Genomic DNA, 18,521 nt, shown 5'->3' with positions numbered 1-18,521 from the left:
TGGGGTCACCACCACGACCCCAGGAGTGTCGATGACCCTCGCCGCCGAGCGTCCCCGCTTGCCGTTCACCCGACCGAACCTGCTCGACCTCGCGCCGTTCTACGAGGTCCTGCGCCGTGAGGCGCCGATCGCGCCGGTGACCACCCCGGCCGGCGACCCGGCGTGGCTGGTGACCCGGTTCGCCGAGGTCCGCGAGCTACTGGGCGACAAGCGGTTCGGCCGGTCGCACCCGGAGCCGGAGAAGGCGTCGAGGATCAGCACCGCGGCCGTCCAGGACGGGCCGACCGGCACCTACGAGACCGAGGAGCAGGAGCACGGCCGGATGCGCCGGCTGCTCACCCCGGCGTTCTCCGCCAAGCGCATGCGCCGGCTGTCCGGGCACGTGCAGGAGCTCGTCGACGGCTACGTCGACGCGATGGTCGCCGACCACGACGCGTCCGCCGACGGCGTGGTCGACCTGCACGCCCACCTCGCCTTCCCGCTGCCGGTCGCGGTGATCTGCTCGCTGCTCGGCGTCCCCGAGTCCGACGGCGAGTACTTCCGCGGGCTGTCCGACCGGATGGCGACCTACTCCGGCGACGACGCCCACGCCGCCCGCGAGGAGTTCGGCCGCTACATGGCCGGGCTCGCCGAGGGCAAGCGCGCCGAGCCCGGCGAGGACGTCATCAGCGACCTCGTCGCGGCCCAGGCCGCCGACCCGACCTTCGGCTACGACCAGATGATCCGGCTCTGCGTCGGGCTGCTGTTCGCCGGGCACGAGACCACCGTGAACCGGATCGGGCTGGGCATGCTGTTCCTCATGGGCAACCGGCACGAGTGGGACAAGCTCGCTGCCGACCCCGAGGGCCGGGTCGACGCCGTCATCGAGGAGGTCATGCGCCTCGGCGCGCCCGGTGACCTGGGGCTGCTGCGCTACGCCCACGAGGACGTGGAGATCGCCGGGGTCACCATCGCGCGCGGCGACGCGGTGATCCTCTCGGTCAACGCCGCCAACCGCGACGTCGACGTCTTCGACCACGCCGAGACCTTCGACCCCGACCGCGCCGAGCGCGGGCACGTCGGCTTCGGGCACGGGCCGCACTTCTGCATCGGCGCGAGCCTGGCCCGCACCGAGCTGCGCGCGGTGTTCGCCACGCTCGCCCGCCGGCTGCCGGACCTGGAGCTCGCCGTCGGCATGGACGAGCTCGACGTGCGCACCGACCACATCACCGGCGGGGTCCGCAGCCTGCCGGTCCGCTGGTGAGGGAGGTACCCGCGATGAAGGTCGAGGTCGACCAGCACGCCTGTGTCGGGTCGGGGCAGTGCCTGCTCACCGCCCCGGACGTGTTCGACCAGCGCGACTCCGACGCCGTCGTCGAGCTGCTCACCGACACCCCGCCGGACGGTCAGGAGCAGGCCGTGCGCAACGCCGCGCACGGCTGTCCGGCGGCGGCGATCACCGTCGTCGAGGGCTGAGCCGGCGGCGACCGACGAGTTCGGGACGCCTCCGCGGTCGACCCTGGTGTCTACGCACCGACGACCGTGGAGGCATCTCCCGTGCGCACACTCGCGATCACCCAGAACGTCACCCTCGACGGCGCCGTCGAGTTCCTCGGCGACTGGTTCGACCCCACCGCCGACGGCCAGGACGAGGTTCTCGCCGAGCTGCACCGCCAGGACGCCGCCTCCGACGCGACGCTGCTCGGGCGCCGCACGTTCTGCCGACTTCCGCGGCTTCTGGCCCGCCCGGACCGACGACGCCACCGGCATCACCGACTACCTGAACCAGGTCGACAAGTACGTGGTGTCGTCGACGCTGACCGATCCGGAGTGGGAGAACTCGACCGTCCTGTCCGGGGACCCGGTCACCGAGGTCGCGGCACTGAAGGAGCGGCCGGGCGCCGACATCGTCTGCACCGGCAGCATCACGCTGTGCCACACGCTGATCGCGGCCGGGCTCGTCGACGAGATCCGGCTGTTCCACCACCCCGTCGTCCAGGGTGCGGGCCGGCGGCTGTTCCCGGACGGATGGTCCACCGAGCGCCTGCCGCTGCTCGACTCGCGGACCTTCGGCGCGGTCACCTACACCGCTCACGCGCTGCGCTGAGCGATCCGTCCCGTCAGCAGGTCGCGGCCCGGACCGGTCAGCTCGCCGACGGCGTCCGCCCGCCCGGCCCGACGGCGGGGCTCACGGCGCCGTCTCCTCCTGCGCGGCGGCCCGCTCGACCCGGTGCCGCACGTACCGCGAGACCAGCAGCCCGCCGACCACGGCGACGATCAGCCCGATCCAGGAGAACCGCTTCAGCCACGTCTCGGCGACGATCCCGAGCAGGTAGATCAGGGCGACCGTGCCGCCCGCCCACAGCACCGCGCCGGTCGCGTTCGCGGCGAGGAACTTCGGGTAGTGCATCTTCATCGTCCCGGCCAGCGGGCCCGCGAGGATGCGCAGGATTGCCACGAAGCGGCCGAACAGCACCGCCCAGACCCCGTGCCGGTCGAAGATCCGCCGGGCCACGGTCATGTGCGCCGGGCCCAGGTGCTTGGGGAACCGGCGGCCGAGCCGGTCGAGCAGACCGGTGCCGTAGCGACGGCCCACCGTGTAGCCGATCGAGTCGCCGACGATCGCCCCCGCCGTCGCCGACGCCGCGACGGCCACCGGGTCGATGGGCGAGCCGGGGCGGGCGGCCAGCAGGGCCGCGCCGACGAGCACGATCTCACCGGGCAGCGGCACCCCGATGCTCTCGACACCGACCACACCCGCGCACAGGAAGTAGATCGCGAGCGGGGGGATCGCCAGGAGGAACGTGTCGACGTGCACCACCCCATCATGCACACGTATCGGTGGTGCGGTGGCGGCCCGGTGCGGGCATCATGCGCGGACGTGAGCACACCGCTGGAGCAGGTCTTCCTGGCCGCCCACGACGACCTGCCCCGCGAGGCACCGGGATCGGAGGAGACGACGGCGCTGCTGCTGCGCCTGGCCGGGGACCTGCCGGAGCGTCCGCGGATCGTCGACATCGGCTGCGGGACCGGTCCGGCGACGCTGCCGCTGGCGGCGGCGACCGGTGGCGAGGTCGTGGCCGTCGACCTGCACGAACCCTTCCTCCAGCGACTGCGCGGCCGGGCCGCGACATCCGGGCTGGGGGAACGGGTGCGCCCACTCGTCGCGGCGATGGACGACCTGCCGCTGCCCGACGGCGAGACCGACCTCGTCTGGTCCGAGGGTGCCGCCTATGTCATGGGGTTCGACGCGGCGCTCGCCGGCTGGCGGCGGCTGCTCGCCCCGGGCGGGGTGCTGGTCCTCACCGAGGCCGAGTGGACGACCACCGAGCCGTCGCCCGGCGCTCGGGAGTTCTGGGACGCGGGCTACCCGGGGATGCGGACGACCGCGGAGAACGTCGCCGCCGCGCAGCGCGCCGGGTACACGGTCCAGGCGGTCTACCTGCTCCCCGACTCCGACTGGGACGCCTACTACCGCCCGCTGGCCCGCCGGATCGCCACCCTGCGGGAGGACGGCGTCGACCCGGCTGCGCTGGACGAGGTGGGCGGCGAGATCGCCGTACGGGAGCGGTTCGGCACCGAGTACGGCTACACCGGCTACGTCCTGCGGCCGCGCTGACCCGGTGCCCGCGCGCCCGTGAGCCCGCCGATCCGGTCGGCCCCCGCGCGCAGCAGCGCGGTCAGGTCCGGGTCGGTGACCGGCAGCCGCCCGGTCGGGCCGAGCGCGGCGAGACAGGCGACGACGCCGCCCGCCGCGTCGCGCACCGCGACCGCGACCGACGAGCGGCCGGAGCGCAGTTCGTCGACCTCGGTGGCGACCCCCGTGCGTGCCACCGTCCGCAGCTCCGCGGCCAGCGCGGCCCCGGCGGTCACGGTGTGCCGGGTCAGCGCCCGCGGCCGGTCGGGGACGAGCTCCGGCTGCGCGGCCAGCATGATCTTCCCCATGGCCGAGGCGTGCGGGTGGGCGAGCAGCGTCCGTTCCCCGGGCAGCTCGTGGTCCGGGTCGCGGTCGACCAGCCGCAGCGTGCCCGCGGGCCAGTCGGCGACGAACAACCCGAACCGGACCCGGCCGCGGATCCCGGCGACGATCTCGGCCAGCTGCGGCGGTCCCTCGGCCGCGCCGGGCCAGCTCCCGGGTGCGGCGCCCCAGCGCGAACCCGGACAGGTCGCTGATCCGGACCAGGTAGCCGTCGGCGACGAGCACGTTGAGCAGCCGGTACGCCGTCGCGGACGGGATGCCCGTCGTGCGCGACAGCTCCCGCGCCGTCGCACCCGGCCCGATCCTCGCCACCGCCTCCAGCAGCTCCAGGGGCCGGCTCGCGGCGCCCGGCTCGCTCACGGCGGGTCCCCGGCGCGCGGGCTCCGCCGGACCAGCCGCGGCGTCCCCGAGCGTCCGGGACGAAGTCGTCGGCCCCGGGCAGGACGTCGTCGCTGCCGGGCTGGTCGAACACCCCGATCCTCGCGAGCCGGTCCGGGTGACGGCGCAGGAACCTCCACCACACCGGTCCCACCGCGCAGCAGACCGCGAGGGCCACCGCGGCGCCGGTCCCTCGGGGGTGTCGAGCAGACCGGGCAGCCGCAGCACCAGCAGGTCCGCCGAGCACCGCGACCGTGCACCCCAGCACGAGCACCGGGCGGGTGTGCTCCCGGATGCGCAGCAGGAACGCGACGGCCGCGACCGCGACCAGCACGTACATGAGGGTGACGAGCGCCCGCACCAGGTGGCGCACCGCGTCCGTCCCGGCCGGTGCCAGGTCGGCGAGCAGCCCGCCGAGCAGGACCACGGCCACGATCCCGACGACGGCACGGTGCGGTGTGCGCCACCGCCGGTGCACCGTCGCGAGGGCACGCGCAGCAGCCGCTCCACCCGAGGGAGAACGCGACCCGTGACGCCGCGTGCGCCGAGGCCGCGGCGAGGCCAGGTAGGAGCAGGCCAGACCGGCGTGCAACGCCACCACCAGCGCGGTCGGGGCGCCCGACGCCCCGGGGTCGGACAGGATCGCGACCAGGGTCGTGGCGCGGCCGGTCCAGCTCGCCCAGGCCGCGAACGACAGCAGCGCCCCGCACAGCAGCGGGGTCCAGAGGACCACCCGGGTCACCGTGACCAGCGGACGTCGCGTCTCCGGGCCGAAGAAGGTCGCCGACTCGAAGCCGGCGAGCATGAACATCGCCATCAGCGCGACGGCGAGCAGGTCCGCACCGGCCCGGCCGGGACCGGGGCGGCGAGGTGCGGAGCGGGGACCAGCAGCACCGCGACGACGAGCAACAGCGAGCCGATCTCCACCCCGAGCAGGGTGAGGGCGGCGACCCGCGGCCCCCGTACGAGCACCGTCGCGATCCCCACCGCGACCACGAGGTGCAGCAGCACCTGCGCGCCGGCCCCGCTCACGTCGACCCCGGCCGCCCCGGCGAGCGCGGTCAGGGCCCGGCCGCCGGCGTAGAGCGTGATCGCGGCGCTGCCCAGGTACTTCGCCCCGATCACGACGGCCGTCACGAGCGCGGCCCGGGCACCGAGCCCCTGGTAGACGAAGCTGTAGACACCGCCCGCTGCGGCCTGGCGTCGGGTGAACTGCCCGAGGCAGAGCGCCACCATCGTCACCGCGACCGTGGCGCCGACGATGACGAGCAGCCCCGACAGCGGGTCGGCGAGCCGGCCCACGACCAGGGGCAGCATCGCCATCGACGCGGCGGGCGCGGTCGTCGCCACCGACTGCGCGACCAGCTCGGTCGCGCCCATCCGGCGCCGCCCGAGCGGTGCCATCGGCGACTCCGCCCGCAGCTGGGTGTGGCCGGGGGAGAAGGACCGCGCGATGGCCCTGTCGAGGTCGGACACGGACGGCGACGCTAGGACCGCGCTGTTGCCCGGGTGTTGCGCCCGCGCGTCGGACGTCGAACCCGCGATGGGAACCCGCCGCCGGTCTTCCCGGTCCGGTTGCCGTGAACGCAGCGCCGGCGACCCGCGACCGTCGCCGCCGGTTCCGAGTATCACCGCTGTGACCGTGACCCGCAGAACGTTCATCAGGGCGCTGGGGCTGGCCGGTGGGGCCGGCGCCGCGTACGAGGCCGTGGCGACCATCGGGCTCGCCCCCCGCGCCGGCGACGACCCGGCCTGGACCCCACCGTCGCGCGACGCCGCCGCGGCCGGCCGCCGCGTCCTCGTCCTCGGCGCGGGGCCCGCCGGGCTCGCCGCGGCCCACGAGCTCGGCAAGGTCGGCTACGACGTGTCCGTCGTCGAGGCCCGCACCCGGCCCGGCGGGCGGGTCTGGTCGGTGCGCGCGGGCACCGAGGAGACCGACCTGAACGGCGAGACGCAACGCTGCTCGTTCGCGCCAGGACACTTCTTCAACCTGGGCGCGACCCGGATCCCGCAGAGCCACGTCACGCTGGACTACTGCCGCGAGCTCGGGGTGGAGATCCAGCCGTTCGGCAACCAGAACGCCAACACCGTCGTCAACTACACCGACGCGGGGGCGCTGGCCGGAACCTCGGTCACCTACCGCGCGGCGAAGGCCGACACCTTCGGCTACGTCTCCGAGCTGCTCCACAAGGCCACCGCGCGCGGCGCGCTCGACGACGTCCTGAGCGCCGCGGACAAGGAGGCGCTCTCGGAGTTCCTCGTCTCGCTGGGCGACCTGTCCTCCGACGGCCGCTACCTCGGCTCCCCGCGGCGCGGCTACGCCCGCGAACCCGGCGCGGGGACCGACGCGGGCACCCCCACGGTGCCGTACCCGATGTCCTCGGTGATCCGCAGCGGACTCGGCCGGAACTTCGCCTTCGACTACGAGTACGACCAGGCCACGATGATGTTCACCCCGGTCGGCGGGATGGACCGGATCCACCACGCGCTCGCCGAACGGATCGGCGCCGACCGGATCCGCTACGGCACGGCCGTCACCGGGCTGCACAACACCCCGGACGGGGTGACCGTCGACGTCGTCCCGGTCGCGGGCGGCCCGGTCGAACGGCTGGTGGCCGACGAGGTCGTCTGCACCCTGCCGCCGCACCTGGTGACCCGGCTCGACACCAACCTGCCCGCCGCCGTGCTGTCCGCGCAGCGCGCGGCGAAGCCAAGCTCGTCGGGCAAGCTCGGCATCGAGTACACCCGCCGCTGGTGGGAGACCGACGAGCGGATCTACGGCGGCGCCAGTAACACCGACCGCGACATCGCCCAGATCATGTTCCCCTACGACCACTTCCACGCCGACCGGGGCGTCGTCGTCGGCTACTACAGCTCCGGCAAGCGGCAGCGGGCCTTCGAGTCCCTGACCCACCGCCAGCGGCTCGCGAAGGCCCTGGACGAGGGCGCCGCGATCCACGGCGAGAAGTACCGCTCCGACATCGCGTCGTCGTTCTCCGGCTCGTGGGCGGTGACCCGCTGGTCGGAGTCGGCCTGGGCGAGCTGGGAGGCCACGAGCCCGGAGTACCGGCTGCTCACCCAGCCCGCCGGCCGCATCTGGTTCGCCGGTGACCACCTCTCGCACGCCATCGCCTGGCAGCACGGCGCGTTCACCTCCGCCCGCTCGACGGTCTCGGCGCTGCACGCCCGGGTCGCCGGCGGCGCCTGATCCCACCCCCGTTCCCCCGAGGAGACACGATGCGACGTCCCGTTCCCGTCCTGATCGCCCTGTCCGTCACCGCCGCGCTGGCCACCGGCTGCGCCGGCGCCGCGCCCGACGCCGCCGAGCCCGGCCCGCCCGCGCTGCCCGTGCTGGAGGCAGGCGAGGCCAACCCGATGATCGCCGAGGGGGTGAGCCTGGTGAGCGGGGCGTCGCTGTACAAGTCCAGCGGCCTCGGCCCGTCCGCGGCGAACCCCGCGGCCGCGGACGGCACCCCGCAGGCCTACGTCGACGCCGGCCAGTTCCCCGGCGGCACCCTCCCCGCCGGGGTCACGATCACCGAGGCCCAGGGCATGAACGTGCTGGCCCGGATCAAGGAGAACCTCGAGGCCCGGGGCCTGCGCCTCGACGACGTCACCTCGATGCGGGTGTTCCTCGACAACGCGCCCGGCACGACCCGCGCCGACTACGCCGGCTGGAACCGCGCCTACCGCCAGTACTTCGCCAACACCGACCTGACCACCGGGGAGACGGTGCTGGTCCCGACCGGGACGGCCGCGCCCGCCGCGCCGCTGGTGCGCAACCCCGCCCGGCCCAGCCGGTTCGCGCTGGAGGTGGCGAGCCTGCCGGTCCCCGGCTGGCTGGTGGAGGTCGAGGTCGACGCCGTCTACCCGGCCGGGGTGACCCCGCGCTGACCCGGCCGGTCCCGGCCGCGGCGGTACGGTCGCCGGTCGTGACCCCCGTCGTGCCACCTGCCCCGCGCCGCCGCACCGACGACGACCTGCCCGCCTGCGTCGCCGTGCTGCGCGCCGTGCACGACACCGACCGGTACCCGTCGACCTGGCCGGCCGACCCGGTGGCGTTCCTGTCCCCGCCGGGGCTGGTCACCGCGCTGGTCGTCACGGCGGGCGGGCGGGTCGCGGGGCACGCCGCCCTGCTGACCGACGACCACGAACCCCGCGCGCTGCGGCTGACCCGGGTGTTCGTCGACCCGGCCGTCCGCCGGGCCGGCCACGCCCGTGCCCTGCTGGACGGGATCACCGCCGAACTCGCGGCCCGCGGCCGCGACGGGGTGCTCGACGTCGTCGAGTCCGTCCCGGCCGAACGCCTCTACCGGTCCGTGGGCTGGCTCCGCACCGGTACGGCACCCGCCGGGTGGCGGTTCCCGGACGGCCGTGAACCGGTGGCCACGCTCTACCGGCTGCCGGTCACGCAGCGCCGAAAGGGTGACGACGCAGCGCGATAATCGGCCGTCGGTGACGCCGAGCTGCGCCGATCGGGCTACGGTGCCCCTCGTGATCGCTGTCCCCACCCCGTCGGTGGCCGGGCTGCTGCTCCGCGCGGTGCCCCAGCCCGTGCGCCGGGACGCGCACGCCGCGATGCACGTCCTCGCCCCGTGGGGTGCGGTGTCCGCCCAGCTCGTCCAGGACTCCGTCGGCGGCGTCGCCGACCACGACGTGCACGTCGACGGCGATCCGGTCCACATCCCGTTCCGGGTGTCGTTCCCCTGGCCGCCGGCCGCGGTCCTCGGCCGGCTGAGCCCGCGCCGCCGCGCCGTCGTCGCCGCATGGATGTCGCGCAGCGAGAACGCCGGGCACCGCCAGCGCGCCGTGCGCGAGCTGTTCGGCGTGCCCGAGGCGTGGGTGGTGCCGTTCGTGGTGGCGCCGTGCGGGGAGTACGTCCACGAGATCGGCACCGACGTCGACCGGTTCGTCCGCACCGAGCTGGACCGCGATCCCGGCCTCCGGGACGCCTACGCCCGGTTCGTGCGCGACAACCCCCGCTTCTTCGGCATCACCCTGCATCGCGCGGTGACCTTCCGCCAGCTGGACCACCGTGGCCGCACCGGGACGACCCGGAGCGCAGCTACCCGCAGCTGGCGGCGCTCGACGCGCTGTCCGCCCTGGCTCGTCGGGGCGGGCGGGACCACCCGGGGTACCCGGCGCCGCGGAGTGTGACCGCGGCGCCGTCCTGAGCGCTCAGGCGGCCGGCGACGACGCGGTGATCTCCGTGCTGACCTCGGTGCTGATCTCCGCGCTGCCGCGGTCCAGCACCACCTCGCCGTCGACGGCGGTCCGGAACGCGACCGTGCCGTCGCCGGTGTCCCACACCGAGACGGTGAGCGACTGCCCGGGCACGACCGGCCGGGTGAACCGGGCATCCATCGCGACGAGGCGGCGGGGGTCGCCGCCGCAGACGGTCGCGACCAGCGCGCGGGTGGTGAACCCGTAGGTGCACATGCCGTGCAGGATCGGCTGGTCGAACCCACCCTTCGCGGCGAACGCCGGGTCGCTGTGCAGCGGGTTGCGGTCCCCGGTGAGCCGGTACAGCAGCGCCTGGCCCGGCGTGGTCCGGTAGGTCACCTCGTGGTCGGGCGCGCGGTCGGGCACCGGGCTCGGCACGCTGTCCCCGCGGTTGCCGCCGCAGCCGCCCTCCCCGCCGAGGAACAGCGTCTTCGTGCTGGTCAGCACCAGTTCCCCGGTGCTCGCGTCGACGGCATCGGCCTCGGTGCGCACCAGCGCCCCGGACCCCTTGTCCAGCACCTCGGTGACCGTCGCGGTCACCCGGACCCGCCCTTCCACCGGCAGCGGCGCGACCACCCGGAACGCCTGCTCGGCGTGCACGACACGAGCGGCGTCCACCTCGCCCAGGTCGACCTTCGCGCCCGCGGTGACGATCTCCGCGAACGACGGCAGCACCGCCGTCCGCACGCCCGCGGTGTTCTCCGTGGTCAGCGACAGCTCGGCGGTGGGGTCCTCACCCCCCGCTCCGACGGCGATCGCGTACAGGAGCACGTCGTCCCGTGCCCACGCGAAGCTGACCGGCTCGCACTGCGTGCCCTCGAGATCGGGCGCCAGGGGCATGGGGAGTCTCCTTCGACGTTCCACCGTGAGGCGGAAACCTATCCCGCCCGGTGCCCGCCGCCCAAGTCCCCGGTGCCCGGCTGACACACTGTCGAGGTCAATCGTGGTCGTGAAGGGAACAGTGTGGTGACGGCATCACCGGAGGCGGTCGAGCTGGCGAAGGTGGCCGCGGCCGCCGCGGCCGACAAGAAGGCCGTCGACATCGTCGCGCTCGACGTGTCCGACCAGCTCGCGCTGACCGACTGCTTCGTGCTGGCGTCGGCGGCCAACGAGCGTCAGGTCCAGGCCATCGTCGACGAGGTCGAGGAGAAGCTGCGCGAGCGCGGCAGCAAGCCGACCCGGCGCGAGGGCGACAACGACAACGGCTGGGTGCTGCTGGACTTCAGCGACATCGTCGTGCACGTCATGCACACCGAGCAGCGCGGCTTCTACGGCCTGGACCGGCTCTGGAAGGACTGCCCGGCGATCGAGGTGCCCGACCCCCAGGGCGACCCGGACGGCACTGCATGACGCTGCGCCGGGTCACCCTGCTGCGGCACGGGCAGACCGAGTACAACTCCGTCGGCCGGATGCAGGGACATCTCGACACCCGGCTGACCGACGTCGGCCGCGCGCAGGCCGCGGCCGTCGCGCCGCGGCTCGCGCAGGAGCGGTTCGACCGGATCATCACCTCGGACCTGACCCGCGCCCACGACACCGCGACCGCGGTGGCCGAGGCCGTCGGGCTGCCGCTGTCGGTGGACAAGCGGCTGCGGGAGACCCACCTCGGGGACTGGCAGGGGCGCACGATCGACGAGATCGGCGTCGACGACCCGGGCGCGATCGCCGAGTGGCGGTCCGACCCACGGTTCACGCCGCCCGGCGGCGAGTCCCGGGTCGACGTCGTCGTCCGGTCGCTCCCGGTCGTCGAGGAGCTGGACCTGGAGTACGCCGCCGACCCGGAGGACCGCTCGGTGCTGCTCGTCGCGCACGGCGGCATGATCGCCGGGATGGTGTGCGGGCTGCTCGACCTCCCGCAGTCGTCCTGGCCGGTGATCGGCGGGCTGGGCAACACGCGCTGGGCCGTCGTCGCCCGTCGTGACGACCATCCCCGCTGGCGCCTGTCGGGGTACAACATCGGTGCCTGACCTGCTGGTCATCGGCGACTCGCTGGCCTTCCACGGACCCGAGCGACCCTGCCCGGCAGACGAGCCGCGGCTGTGGCCCAACGTCGCCGCCGCCCGGCTCGGGGCCGCGCCGAGATCGTCGCCCGGGCCGGGTGGACCGCCCGGCACGCCTGGTCGGCGATCAGCGAGGACCCACGGGTGTGGGCGGCGCTGCCGCGGGTCGGCGCGGTCGTGCTCGGGGTGTCCGGGATGGACTCCCTGCCGTCCCCGCTGCCGACGGCGCTGCGCGAGCTGATCCCGGTGCTGCGCCCCGCCCCGCTGCGGCACACCGTCCGCACCGCCTACCGGCGTGCCCAGCCGCGGATCGCCCCGGTGCTGGCGCGGCTGCCCGGCGGAGGACCGGCGACGCTGCCGCCCCGTCTCACGGCCGCCTACCTGGAACGCTGCCGGGCCGGGGTGCACGCGCTGCGGCCCGGGCTGCCGGTGGTGGCGCTGGCCCCGTCGGTGCACCGCGCCGCCGACTACGGCCTGGCCCACCCGCACCGCGCCGCCACCGACGCCGCGGTCCGGCGGTGGGCGGCCGGCGCCCCGGCCGTGACCGTGCTCGACGTGCCCGCGCTGGTCGGCGAGCACGTCCTCGGCGGACACGGCAACCCGGACGGCCTGCACTGGGGCTGGGCGGGACACTCCGCCGTCGGGGAGGCGCTGGCCGGGCTCCTGGAGCCCACGGTGGCCCGGCCGTGACCCTGCTCGGCATCGACCTCGGCACCACCTCGGTCAAGGCCGCGGTCTTCGACGGCGTCCGCGTCGCCGCGGCCCGCGCCACGCACCCGACCGCGCGTCCCGCGCCCGGGCACACCGAGCAGCACCCGGACGACTGGTGGTCCGGGCTGACCGAGGTGGTCGGCGCGCTCGGCCCGACACTGGCCGGGGTGACCGCCGTCGGGCTGTGCGCCCAGGTCGACACCCACCTGTTCGTCGACGGGGCCGGCGCGCCGGTGCACCCGGCGATCACCTGGCAGGACGGTCGGTGCGGCGCGGTCGCGGCGACGCTCACCGAGCGGCTGTCGTCGGCGGACCGGGCCCGGCGCCGCGGTGGGATCGGCACCGTCGACGCCTCGCACGCGGCCGCCCGCGCCGCCTGGCTCGCTGAACACCGGCCCGACGCATGGGCCCGCGCGCGCAGGGTGCTCGCGCCCAAGGACTGGCTGCTCGAACGCCTCACCGGCACCGCAGTGGCCGATCCGCTCTCCTCGACCGGACTCCTCGACCCCGACGGCCGGTACTCGGACTGGCTCGACCTGCTCGTCCCCGGGCTGCGCTCGATGCCGGCGCCCCTGGCCGACCCGGCGTCGGTCGCGGGGGAGACCACCGGCGCGGGCGGGCTCCCGGCCGGGCTGCCCGTCGCCGTCGGGACGATGGACGCCTGGGCGGCGCTGCTCGGCGGCGGGATCGCCGCCCCCGGCGACGCGATCGACATCGCGGGCACCTCGGAGGTCCTGGCCCTCGCCGCGACGCCCGGCGGCGGCGCCCCGGGGATCGTCACGTTCCCGCCGTGGCGCGGGCTGCACGTACACGCAGGACCCACCCAGGCCGGCGGCGACGCGCTGACCTGGGCGTCCGCGGTGCTGGGCGTCGCACCGGCCGAGCTGCTGGCCCGGGCCGCCGGCGCCGAACCGGGGCGGGTGCTGTTCCTGCCCCAGCTCGCCGGGGAACGGGCCCCGCTGTGGGACCCCGACCTGCGCGGGCACTGGCTCGGCGCGAGCTTCGCCACCGGGTCCGCCGAGTTGGGCCGCGCCGTGCTGGAGGGGGTCGCGCACGCCGCCCGGCACGTCCTGGGCCCGCTGGAATCGGCCGCCGGCCGCCGCCCCGAGACCATCGCCGCCTGTGGCGGTGGCGCGGCGAGCGACCTCTGGTGCCAGATCAAGGCCGACGTGCTGGACCGGCGGCTGCGCCGCACCGCCGAACGCGACGCCGGGGTGCTCGGCGCGGCGATGCTCGCCGCGCTCGCGACCGGCCGGGCCGCCTCGGTCGGTGAGCTCGCCGGACGGATGGTGCGGGTCGACCGCGAGTTCACCCCCGACCCGCGCACCCGTGGCCGCCTGGACGACGCGCACGGCCGCTACCTCGCCGCGCAGCGGGCACTGGCACCGCTGTTCCGCCCGCCGGGTGGATAGGGTCCGGCCGTGCCCCCCTCGCCGGTCGCCGTGGTCACCGACTCCACCGCACACCTGCCGCCCGGCGTCGCGGAACGACGCGGCATCCACGTCGTCCCGCTGGAGGTCCGGCTCGGTGAGCGCATTGCCCGCGACGGTGTCGACGTCTCCGCCGCCGAGCTGATCGCCGCGCTCGCCGACCGCACCCTGCTCGTGCAGACCTCGCGCCCGACCCCGGCCGCGTTCGCCGAGTACTTCACCGCCCTGCTCGACGACGGTGTCCCCGCCGTCGTGGCCGTGCACCTGTCCCGCGCGCTGTCCGGCACCTGGGACGCGGCCCGGCTCGCCGCGCAGGAGGTCGCCCCGGACCGGATCCGGGTCGTCGACTCCGGTGCCATCGCGATGGGTCTCGGCTTCGCCGTGCTCGCCGCCGCCGACGCCGCCGGAGCCGGCGCCACCGCCGACGACGTCGAGGCCGTGGCCGGTGCCGTCGCCGCACGGGCACGGGTCCTGTTCGCGGTGCAGGACCTGGAGCGGCTGCGTCGCGGCGGCCGGATCGGCGCCGCGTCCGCGCTGATGGGCACGGCCCTGTCGGTCAAGCCGATCCTGCACCTGCGCGACGGTCGGATCGCGCCGCTGGAGAAGGTGCGGACGACCTCGCGCGCGACCGAACGGCTCGTCGCGCTCGCCGTCGCCGAGGCGGGTCCGGGCGCACACCTCGCCGTGCACCACCTCGGCGCCGAGGACCGGGCCGAGGACATCGCCGACCGGCTGCGCGAACAGCTGCCCGACGCCGCCGAGGTGCACGTCTCCGAGGTCGGCGCGGTGATCGGGGCGCACGCGGGAGCCGGTCTGGTGGGGGTCGTGGTGGTGCCCGCGGTCTGACCGCCGGGCGATGGTCTCTCGGGTCCTCGCGCGAGGCCGGCGGATGCTCCGGGTGACGCCGACATGCCCGGCTCTCGCCCCGGGCCGACAGGCCCCGCCGGTGTGTAGCACGGACCGCCGACGATCCGGCCGCGTCGTGGCCGACGGCAGCGCATCGGTCCCCAATCGATCGATCCGTCCACAGGCCCGGCATCGGCCGGTCGGAACGGGGGTGGCGCACCTAGCGTCGGGTGCGTGACCAGGACCGACGCCTCCCTCGACCCGGCCCGGCGGCTCGCCGGGATCGGGACGCGCGGGCGGGTGGACGCGGTCGCGGACCGGCTCGATCCCCCGACCGTCCCGTTGCCCGCGCTGCCGGTGGCTCCCGGCGCGTCCGGACCACGTCCCGGATCACCGCCCGCCCACGGACCGGGCGCCGTCGGGCCGCCCCCGCCGCGCGCCCACCGCGCTGCCGGGCCGCCCGTGGCGGCGCCGTCCGCGTCCCGGCCCGGCACCTGGCCCGGTGCGACGCCCCTCCGGTACGACCCCGCCACCCTGCACGGCGCGACACCGGGCCGGCCCGATTCCGCCGCCCCGCACGGGCCGGCACCGGTGTGGTCCGCCGATCCCTCCGCCACGCACCGCGGAGCGCCCGGCCCCGTCGCGCCGGAGGAGCCGGCACCGGTGTGGACCGCCGACCCCGATGCCGGCCACCCCCTGGCCCTGCTGGCCCGGGACGACCCCGCACCGTCCGAGGAGCTCGCCGACGACGTCCCGCACGGCGGGCGGCCGTCGTGGCTGCGCCGCCGAGCCCAGCGGTGGCTGCCGCCGTCGTTGGCGGGGGCGCGGGTGGACCCGGGCCGCCCCGGTGCGCTCGCGCTGGTGGCGGTGGTGCTCGCCGGGGCACTCGTCGCGGGGGTGGGTGTGTGGCTCGACCGTCCCACCGTGCAGCCCGTCGGCGGCCTGCCCGAGGTGACGGCGGTGCCCGGCGGGGCGGCGACGGGGGAGACGGACCGGTCCGCGGGCCCCGGCGGGCCGGCGCCCGTCGCGGCGGCACCGGTCACCGCGGGGCCGCTCGTCGTGAGCGTCGTCGGGCGGGTCGCCCGGCCCAGTCTCGTCCGGGTCCCCGACGGCGCACGCGTCGCCGACGCCCTGGACGCCGCGGGCGGCGCGCTGCCCGAGGTCGACCTCGGCGCGCTCAACCTGGCCCGCCGGCTCGGCGACGGGGAACAGATCGCGGTCGGCGTCCCACCGGCGCCCGACGCCGCGCCGGTGCTGCCCGCCCCGGGCTCCGAGCCGGCGTCGGGCACCGAACCGGGCGCGGCCGCCGCACCCGCCGCACCCGGCGGGAAGATCGACCTGAACACCGCCACCCTCTCGGACCTCGACGCCCTGCCCGGCGTCGGCCCGGTCACCGCGAAGAAGATCATCGACTGGCGCAGCGCCAACGGGCGCTTCAGCCGGGTCGAGCAGCTGCGCGAGATCGACGGCATCGGCGAGCGCCGTTTCGCCCAGCTCCAGGAACTGGTGCGGGTGTGACCCGCGCCGGAGCCTGCCTGCCCGAACCGGTGCCCGGGGAGCGCGACGACGAGCGTGCGGAGCAGCAGGAACGTCCCGCCCCACCCGACCTGCGCCTCGTCCCGGCCGCGCTCGCCACCTGGGCCGCCGTCCTCGCCGGGCTGCTCGGCGGCACCGCGGGCGGGATCACCGCCGCCGTCCTCGCGGCGCTCGCCCTGACGGTCACGCTGCTCCGTGCCCGGACCAGTGCCCGCGCCGCGGCGCCGTCCTCGATCGTGCTCGCCGCGGCCGGGTGCGCGCTCGTCGCGGCCGTCCTGGGCACCGTCCACGCGGCCGCGCTGGCGTCGCACCCGCTGCGCGGGCCCGCCGACCGCGGCGCCGCCGCCGAGGTCCGCGTCCGGCTCACCGACGACCCCCGGATCCTGCGCAGCACCACCGGCGGTGGAGACGAGTCCGGCGCCGCCCGGGCGATGGCGCTGGTCCCCACCGAGCTCGTCACGGCCACCGTCGGCGGCGGTCGGGCGACCACCGGCGGGAAGCTCCTGCTCCTGGCCCCGGCAGCGGAGTGGACCGGGCTGCTCCCCGGCCAGGAGGTCTCTGCCGCCGGGCTGCTCATGCCCGCACAGCGTCCCGACCTCACGGTCGCCGTGCTGAAGGTCCGCGGCGCACCGCAGGACGTGACCGCGCCGCCGTGGTGGCAGACCGGGGCCGGGGCCCTGCGCGACGGCCTGCGCGACGCGGCGGTCTCCGCACTGCCCGAGGCACCGGCGGGGCTGCTGCCCGGGCTCGCGATCGGGGACACCCGCGCCCAGCTCGCCGAGACCGAGCAGGACTTCCGGACCGCGGGGCTCGCGCACCTCACGGCCGTCTCCGGCGCCAACGTCGCGATCGTGACCGGGGCGGTGTTGCTCCTGCTGCGCCTGTTCCGGACCGACCCGCGGATCGCGGCCGCAGTGGCGATGCTCGCCCTGGTCGGGTTCGTCGTGCTGGCCCGGCCGTCGCCGTCGGTGCTGCGTGCGGCGGTGATGGGCGGGGTCGTGCTCATCGCGTTCGCCGCCGGCCGGGCGCGGTCCGCGGTGCCCGCGCTGGCGGTGGCCGTGCTCGGCCTGCTGCTGGCCGTCCCCGCCCTGGCCGTCGACGCGGGTTTCGTGCTGTCCGTCGTCGCCACCGGTGCGCTGGTGCTGCTCGGGCCGGGGTGGACGGCGGCGCTGCGACGGCGCGGGCTGCCGTCCGGGCCGGCCGAGGCGTTGGTCGTCCCGGTCGCCGCGGCGCTGGCCACCGCGCCGGTGATCGCCGGGCTCAACGGGGGAGTCGGGCTGGTCACCGTGGTGGCGAACCTGCTCGCGGCGCCCGCGGTCGCCCCCGCGACGGTGCTGGGCGTGCTCGGTGCGGTGCTGTCCGCGGTGAGCCCGGCCGCTGCGTGGTGCTGCGCCTGGCTGGCGGGGCCGTTCGTGTGGTGGCTGGTCGTGGTCGGGGACCGGGCCGCCGCGGTGCCCGGCGCCACCGTGCCGTGGCCCGCGGGCGCGGGTGGCGCGCTGCTGCTCACCGGGGTGCTCGTCGTGCTGCTGGCGATGGGCCGGGTGCCGCGGCTGCGGGCGCTGTTGCTGGCGCTGCTGGTCGGGCTCCTCGTCGTCCTCGTCCCGACCCGGTTCGCCCCGCCCGGCTGGCCGCCCACCGGGTGGCGGATGGTGGCCTGCGACGTGGGTCAGGGCGACGCGCTCGTCCTCGCCACCGGCACCCCGGGGCACGCCGTCCTGGTCGACACCGGGCCGACCGACGACGCCGTCGACACCTGCCTGGACCGGCTCGGGGTCCGGGTCCTGGAGCTCGTGGTGATCACCCACTTCCACGCCGACCACGACGGCGGCCTCGCCGGCGCGCTGCGCGGTCGGGCCGCGGGCGGGATCGCCGTCGGGCCGGTGCGGGAACCGGCGTCGGGGCTGCGCGAGATCACCCGGCACGCCGAGCGGGCCGGGGCTCCCGTGGTGGGGCTCGTGCGCGGGATGGAGCTGGGGTGGCCGGAGCTGCGCCTGCAGGTCCTCGGCCCGGTCCACCCGCCCCTGACGGTCGACGGCGACGACGGGACGGCGGTGAACGACATCTCGCTGCTGCTGCGCGCCACCACCCCGGCCGCGACGATCCTGCTGACCGGCGACGCCGAACTGGCCGCCCAGGACGATCTGCTCCACTCCGGGGCCGACCTGCGGGCCGACGTCCTGAAGATGCCCCACCACGGGTCCCGCAAGGTGGTCCCGGACCTGCTCACCGCCGCCGCGCCGCGTGCGGCGGTGATCAGCGTCGGCAACGGCAACAGCTACCGGCACCCCAACCCGGAGCTGGTGGACCGGCTGGCCGGGGCGGGCATCGTGGTCGCACGCACCGACCGGTCCGGTGACCTGGCCCTGACCGGCGACGACCCGGCCGGGCTGACGGTGGTCGCGCGTGGCGACCCCCGTCCGGCTCCCGGCCGTCGGGGCC

17 protein-coding genes and 3 pseudogenes are annotated in these 18,521 nt (G+C 76.2%); 15 read left to right on the top strand and 5 right to left on the bottom strand.

The genetic code is table 11. The features are described from left to right. Positions 1-31 precede the first annotated feature (31 nt). Genes KPL57_RS14535 through KPL57_RS69715 form a run of 3 tightly spaced genes read left to right on the top strand, consistent with a single transcriptional unit; the run spans position 32 to position 2,086 of the window. Positions 32-1,243 (top strand): cytochrome P450, encoded by a 1,212-nt coding sequence (locus KPL57_RS14535; RefSeq protein WP_226352024.1) that lies wholly within the window; start codon positions 32-34, stop codon positions 1,241-1,243. Continuing rightward, positions 1,240-1,455 (top strand): ferredoxin, encoded by a 216-nt coding sequence (locus KPL57_RS14530; RefSeq protein WP_369804827.1) that lies wholly within the window; start codon positions 1,240-1,242, stop codon positions 1,453-1,455. Before KPL57_RS14535 ends, KPL57_RS14530 begins: the two co-directional genes overlap by 4 nt. 46 nt (positions 1,456-1,501) lie before the next feature. Next, entirely contained in the window at positions 1,502-2,086 is a 585-nt protein-coding gene (locus tag KPL57_RS69715; protein WP_226352023.1) for a dihydrofolate reductase family protein, read from the top strand. 81 nt (positions 2,087-2,167) lie between these two features. Here KPL57_RS69715 and KPL57_RS14520 read toward each other — a convergent pair whose 3' ends face one another. After that, positions 2,168-2,797, bottom strand: a complete 630-nt coding sequence (locus KPL57_RS14520; protein WP_226352022.1) for a DedA family protein — start codon at positions 2,795-2,797, stop codon at positions 2,168-2,170. A gap of 63 nt (positions 2,798-2,860) precedes the next feature. Between KPL57_RS14520 and KPL57_RS14515 the strand changes: the two genes are divergently transcribed. After that, positions 2,861-3,598, top strand: coding sequence for a class I SAM-dependent methyltransferase (locus tag KPL57_RS14515; protein ID WP_226352021.1), 738 nt, complete (start codon positions 2,861-2,863; stop codon positions 3,596-3,598). Here KPL57_RS14515 and KPL57_RS14510 read toward each other — a convergent pair. From KPL57_RS14510 to KPL57_RS14500, 3 genes and pseudogenes are all read right to left on the bottom strand, one after another. Then, positions 3,577-3,924, bottom strand: a complete 348-nt coding sequence (locus tag KPL57_RS14510) for an IclR family transcriptional regulator C-terminal domain-containing protein (protein WP_226352020.1) — start codon at positions 3,922-3,924, stop codon at positions 3,577-3,579. The two genes, KPL57_RS14515 and KPL57_RS14510, sit on opposite strands and share 22 nt — an antisense overlap. A 283-nt stretch (positions 3,925-4,207) precedes the next feature. Next, positions 4,208-4,270: pseudogene (locus KPL57_RS72135) on the bottom strand (hypothetical protein); the annotation flags it as partial. An 882-nt stretch (positions 4,271-5,152) separates the two neighbouring features. Then, positions 5,153-5,812, bottom strand: a complete 660-nt coding sequence (locus KPL57_RS14500) for a hypothetical protein (protein ID WP_226352019.1) — start codon at positions 5,810-5,812, stop codon at positions 5,153-5,155. A 166-nt stretch (positions 5,813-5,978) separates the two neighbouring features. Here KPL57_RS14500 and KPL57_RS14495 point away from each other — a divergent pair, with 166 nt between their 5' ends. Genes KPL57_RS14495 through KPL57_RS14480 form a run of 4 tightly spaced genes read left to right on the top strand, consistent with a single transcriptional unit; the run spans position 5,979 to position 9,493 of the window. Next, complete coding sequence (locus tag KPL57_RS14495; protein ID WP_226352018.1) at positions 5,979-7,544, top strand: FAD-dependent oxidoreductase; 1,566 nt, start codon at positions 5,979-5,981, stop codon at positions 7,542-7,544. Positions 7,545-7,573: 29 nt separating this feature from the next. After that, positions 7,574-8,230: a Rid family hydrolase gene (locus KPL57_RS14490; RefSeq protein WP_226352017.1), complete on the top strand. Its 657-nt coding sequence runs from the start codon at positions 7,574-7,576 to the stop codon at positions 8,228-8,230. A gap of 38 nt (positions 8,231-8,268) precedes the next feature. After that, complete coding sequence (locus tag KPL57_RS14485; RefSeq protein ID WP_226352016.1) at positions 8,269-8,781, top strand: GNAT family N-acetyltransferase; 513 nt, start codon at positions 8,269-8,271, stop codon at positions 8,779-8,781. Positions 8,782-8,830: 49 nt separating this feature from the next. Then, positions 8,831-9,493, top strand: coding sequence for a hypothetical protein (locus KPL57_RS14480; RefSeq protein ID WP_226352015.1), 663 nt, complete (start codon positions 8,831-8,833; stop codon positions 9,491-9,493). Positions 9,494-9,514: 21 nt separating this feature from the next. On the opposite strand, the gene KPL57_RS14475 is transcribed toward KPL57_RS14480, so the two are convergent. Continuing rightward, positions 9,515-10,399, bottom strand: a complete 885-nt coding sequence (locus tag KPL57_RS14475) for a MaoC family dehydratase (RefSeq protein WP_226352014.1) — start codon at positions 10,397-10,399, stop codon at positions 9,515-9,517. A gap of 126 nt (positions 10,400-10,525) precedes the next feature. Between KPL57_RS14475 and rsfS the strand changes: the two genes are divergently transcribed. The 7 genes and pseudogenes from rsfS to KPL57_RS72130 form a co-directional block, all read left to right on the top strand. Beyond that, entirely contained in the window at positions 10,526-10,909 is a 384-nt protein-coding gene (rsfS, locus tag KPL57_RS14470; protein WP_020625811.1) for a ribosome silencing factor, read from the top strand. Then, positions 10,906-11,526, top strand: a complete 621-nt coding sequence (locus KPL57_RS14465; protein WP_060712739.1) for a histidine phosphatase family protein — start codon at positions 10,906-10,908, stop codon at positions 11,524-11,526. Before rsfS ends, KPL57_RS14465 begins: the two co-directional genes overlap by 4 nt. Continuing rightward, positions 11,519-12,249, top strand: a pseudogene (octT, locus tag KPL57_RS14460) (diglucosylglycerate octanoyltransferase). The gene KPL57_RS14465 and the pseudogene octT overlap by 8 nt, the downstream one beginning before the upstream one ends. Further along, on the top strand, positions 12,246-13,682 hold the full coding sequence (locus KPL57_RS14455; RefSeq protein ID WP_226352013.1) for an FGGY-family carbohydrate kinase: 1,437 nt from the start codon (positions 12,246-12,248) through the stop codon (positions 13,680-13,682). The pseudogene octT and the gene KPL57_RS14455 overlap by 4 nt, the downstream one beginning before the upstream one ends. Before the next feature lie 9 nt (positions 13,683-13,691). Next, complete coding sequence (locus KPL57_RS14450; RefSeq protein ID WP_226352012.1) at positions 13,692-14,546, top strand: DegV family protein; 855 nt, start codon at positions 13,692-13,694, stop codon at positions 14,544-14,546. A gap of 234 nt (positions 14,547-14,780) precedes the next feature. Beyond that, the gene (locus KPL57_RS69710; protein ID WP_226352011.1) at positions 14,781-16,064 is read left to right on the top strand and encodes a helix-hairpin-helix domain-containing protein; all 1,284 of its coding nucleotides are present in this window, start codon (positions 14,781-14,783) and stop codon (positions 16,062-16,064) included. 449 nt (positions 16,065-16,513) lie between these two features. Then, a pseudogene (locus KPL57_RS72130) lies at positions 16,514-18,283 on the top strand (ComEC/Rec2 family competence protein); the annotation flags it as partial. Between the last annotated feature and the right edge of the window lie 238 nt (positions 18,284-18,521).

The sequence above is a fragment of the Pseudonocardia sp. ICBG601 genome (assembly GCF_020496245.1).
The sequence above is the reverse complement of the archived record's forward strand: the minus strand, read 5'-3'. Positions and strand labels throughout refer to the sequence as shown.

Bases quoted from the DNA above. Each gene is read 5' to 3' on its own strand.
- KPL57_RS14535 (WP_226352024.1), top strand. From the start codon at position 32: ATGACCCTCGCCGCCGAGCGTCCCCGCTTGCCGTTCACCCGACCGAAC.
- KPL57_RS14510 (WP_226352020.1), bottom strand. From the start codon at position 3,924: ATGGGGAAGATCATGCTGGCCGCGCAGCCGGAGCTCGTCCCCGACCGG.
- KPL57_RS14490 (WP_226352017.1), top strand. From the start codon at position 7,574: ATGCGACGTCCCGTTCCCGTCCTGATCGCCCTGTCCGTCACCGCCGCG.
- KPL57_RS14475 (WP_226352014.1), bottom strand. From the start codon at position 10,399: ATGCCCCTGGCGCCCGATCTCGAGGGCACGCAGTGCGAGCCGGTCAGC.
- KPL57_RS14465 (WP_060712739.1), top strand. From the start codon at position 10,906: ATGACGCTGCGCCGGGTCACCCTGCTGCGGCACGGGCAGACCGAGTAC.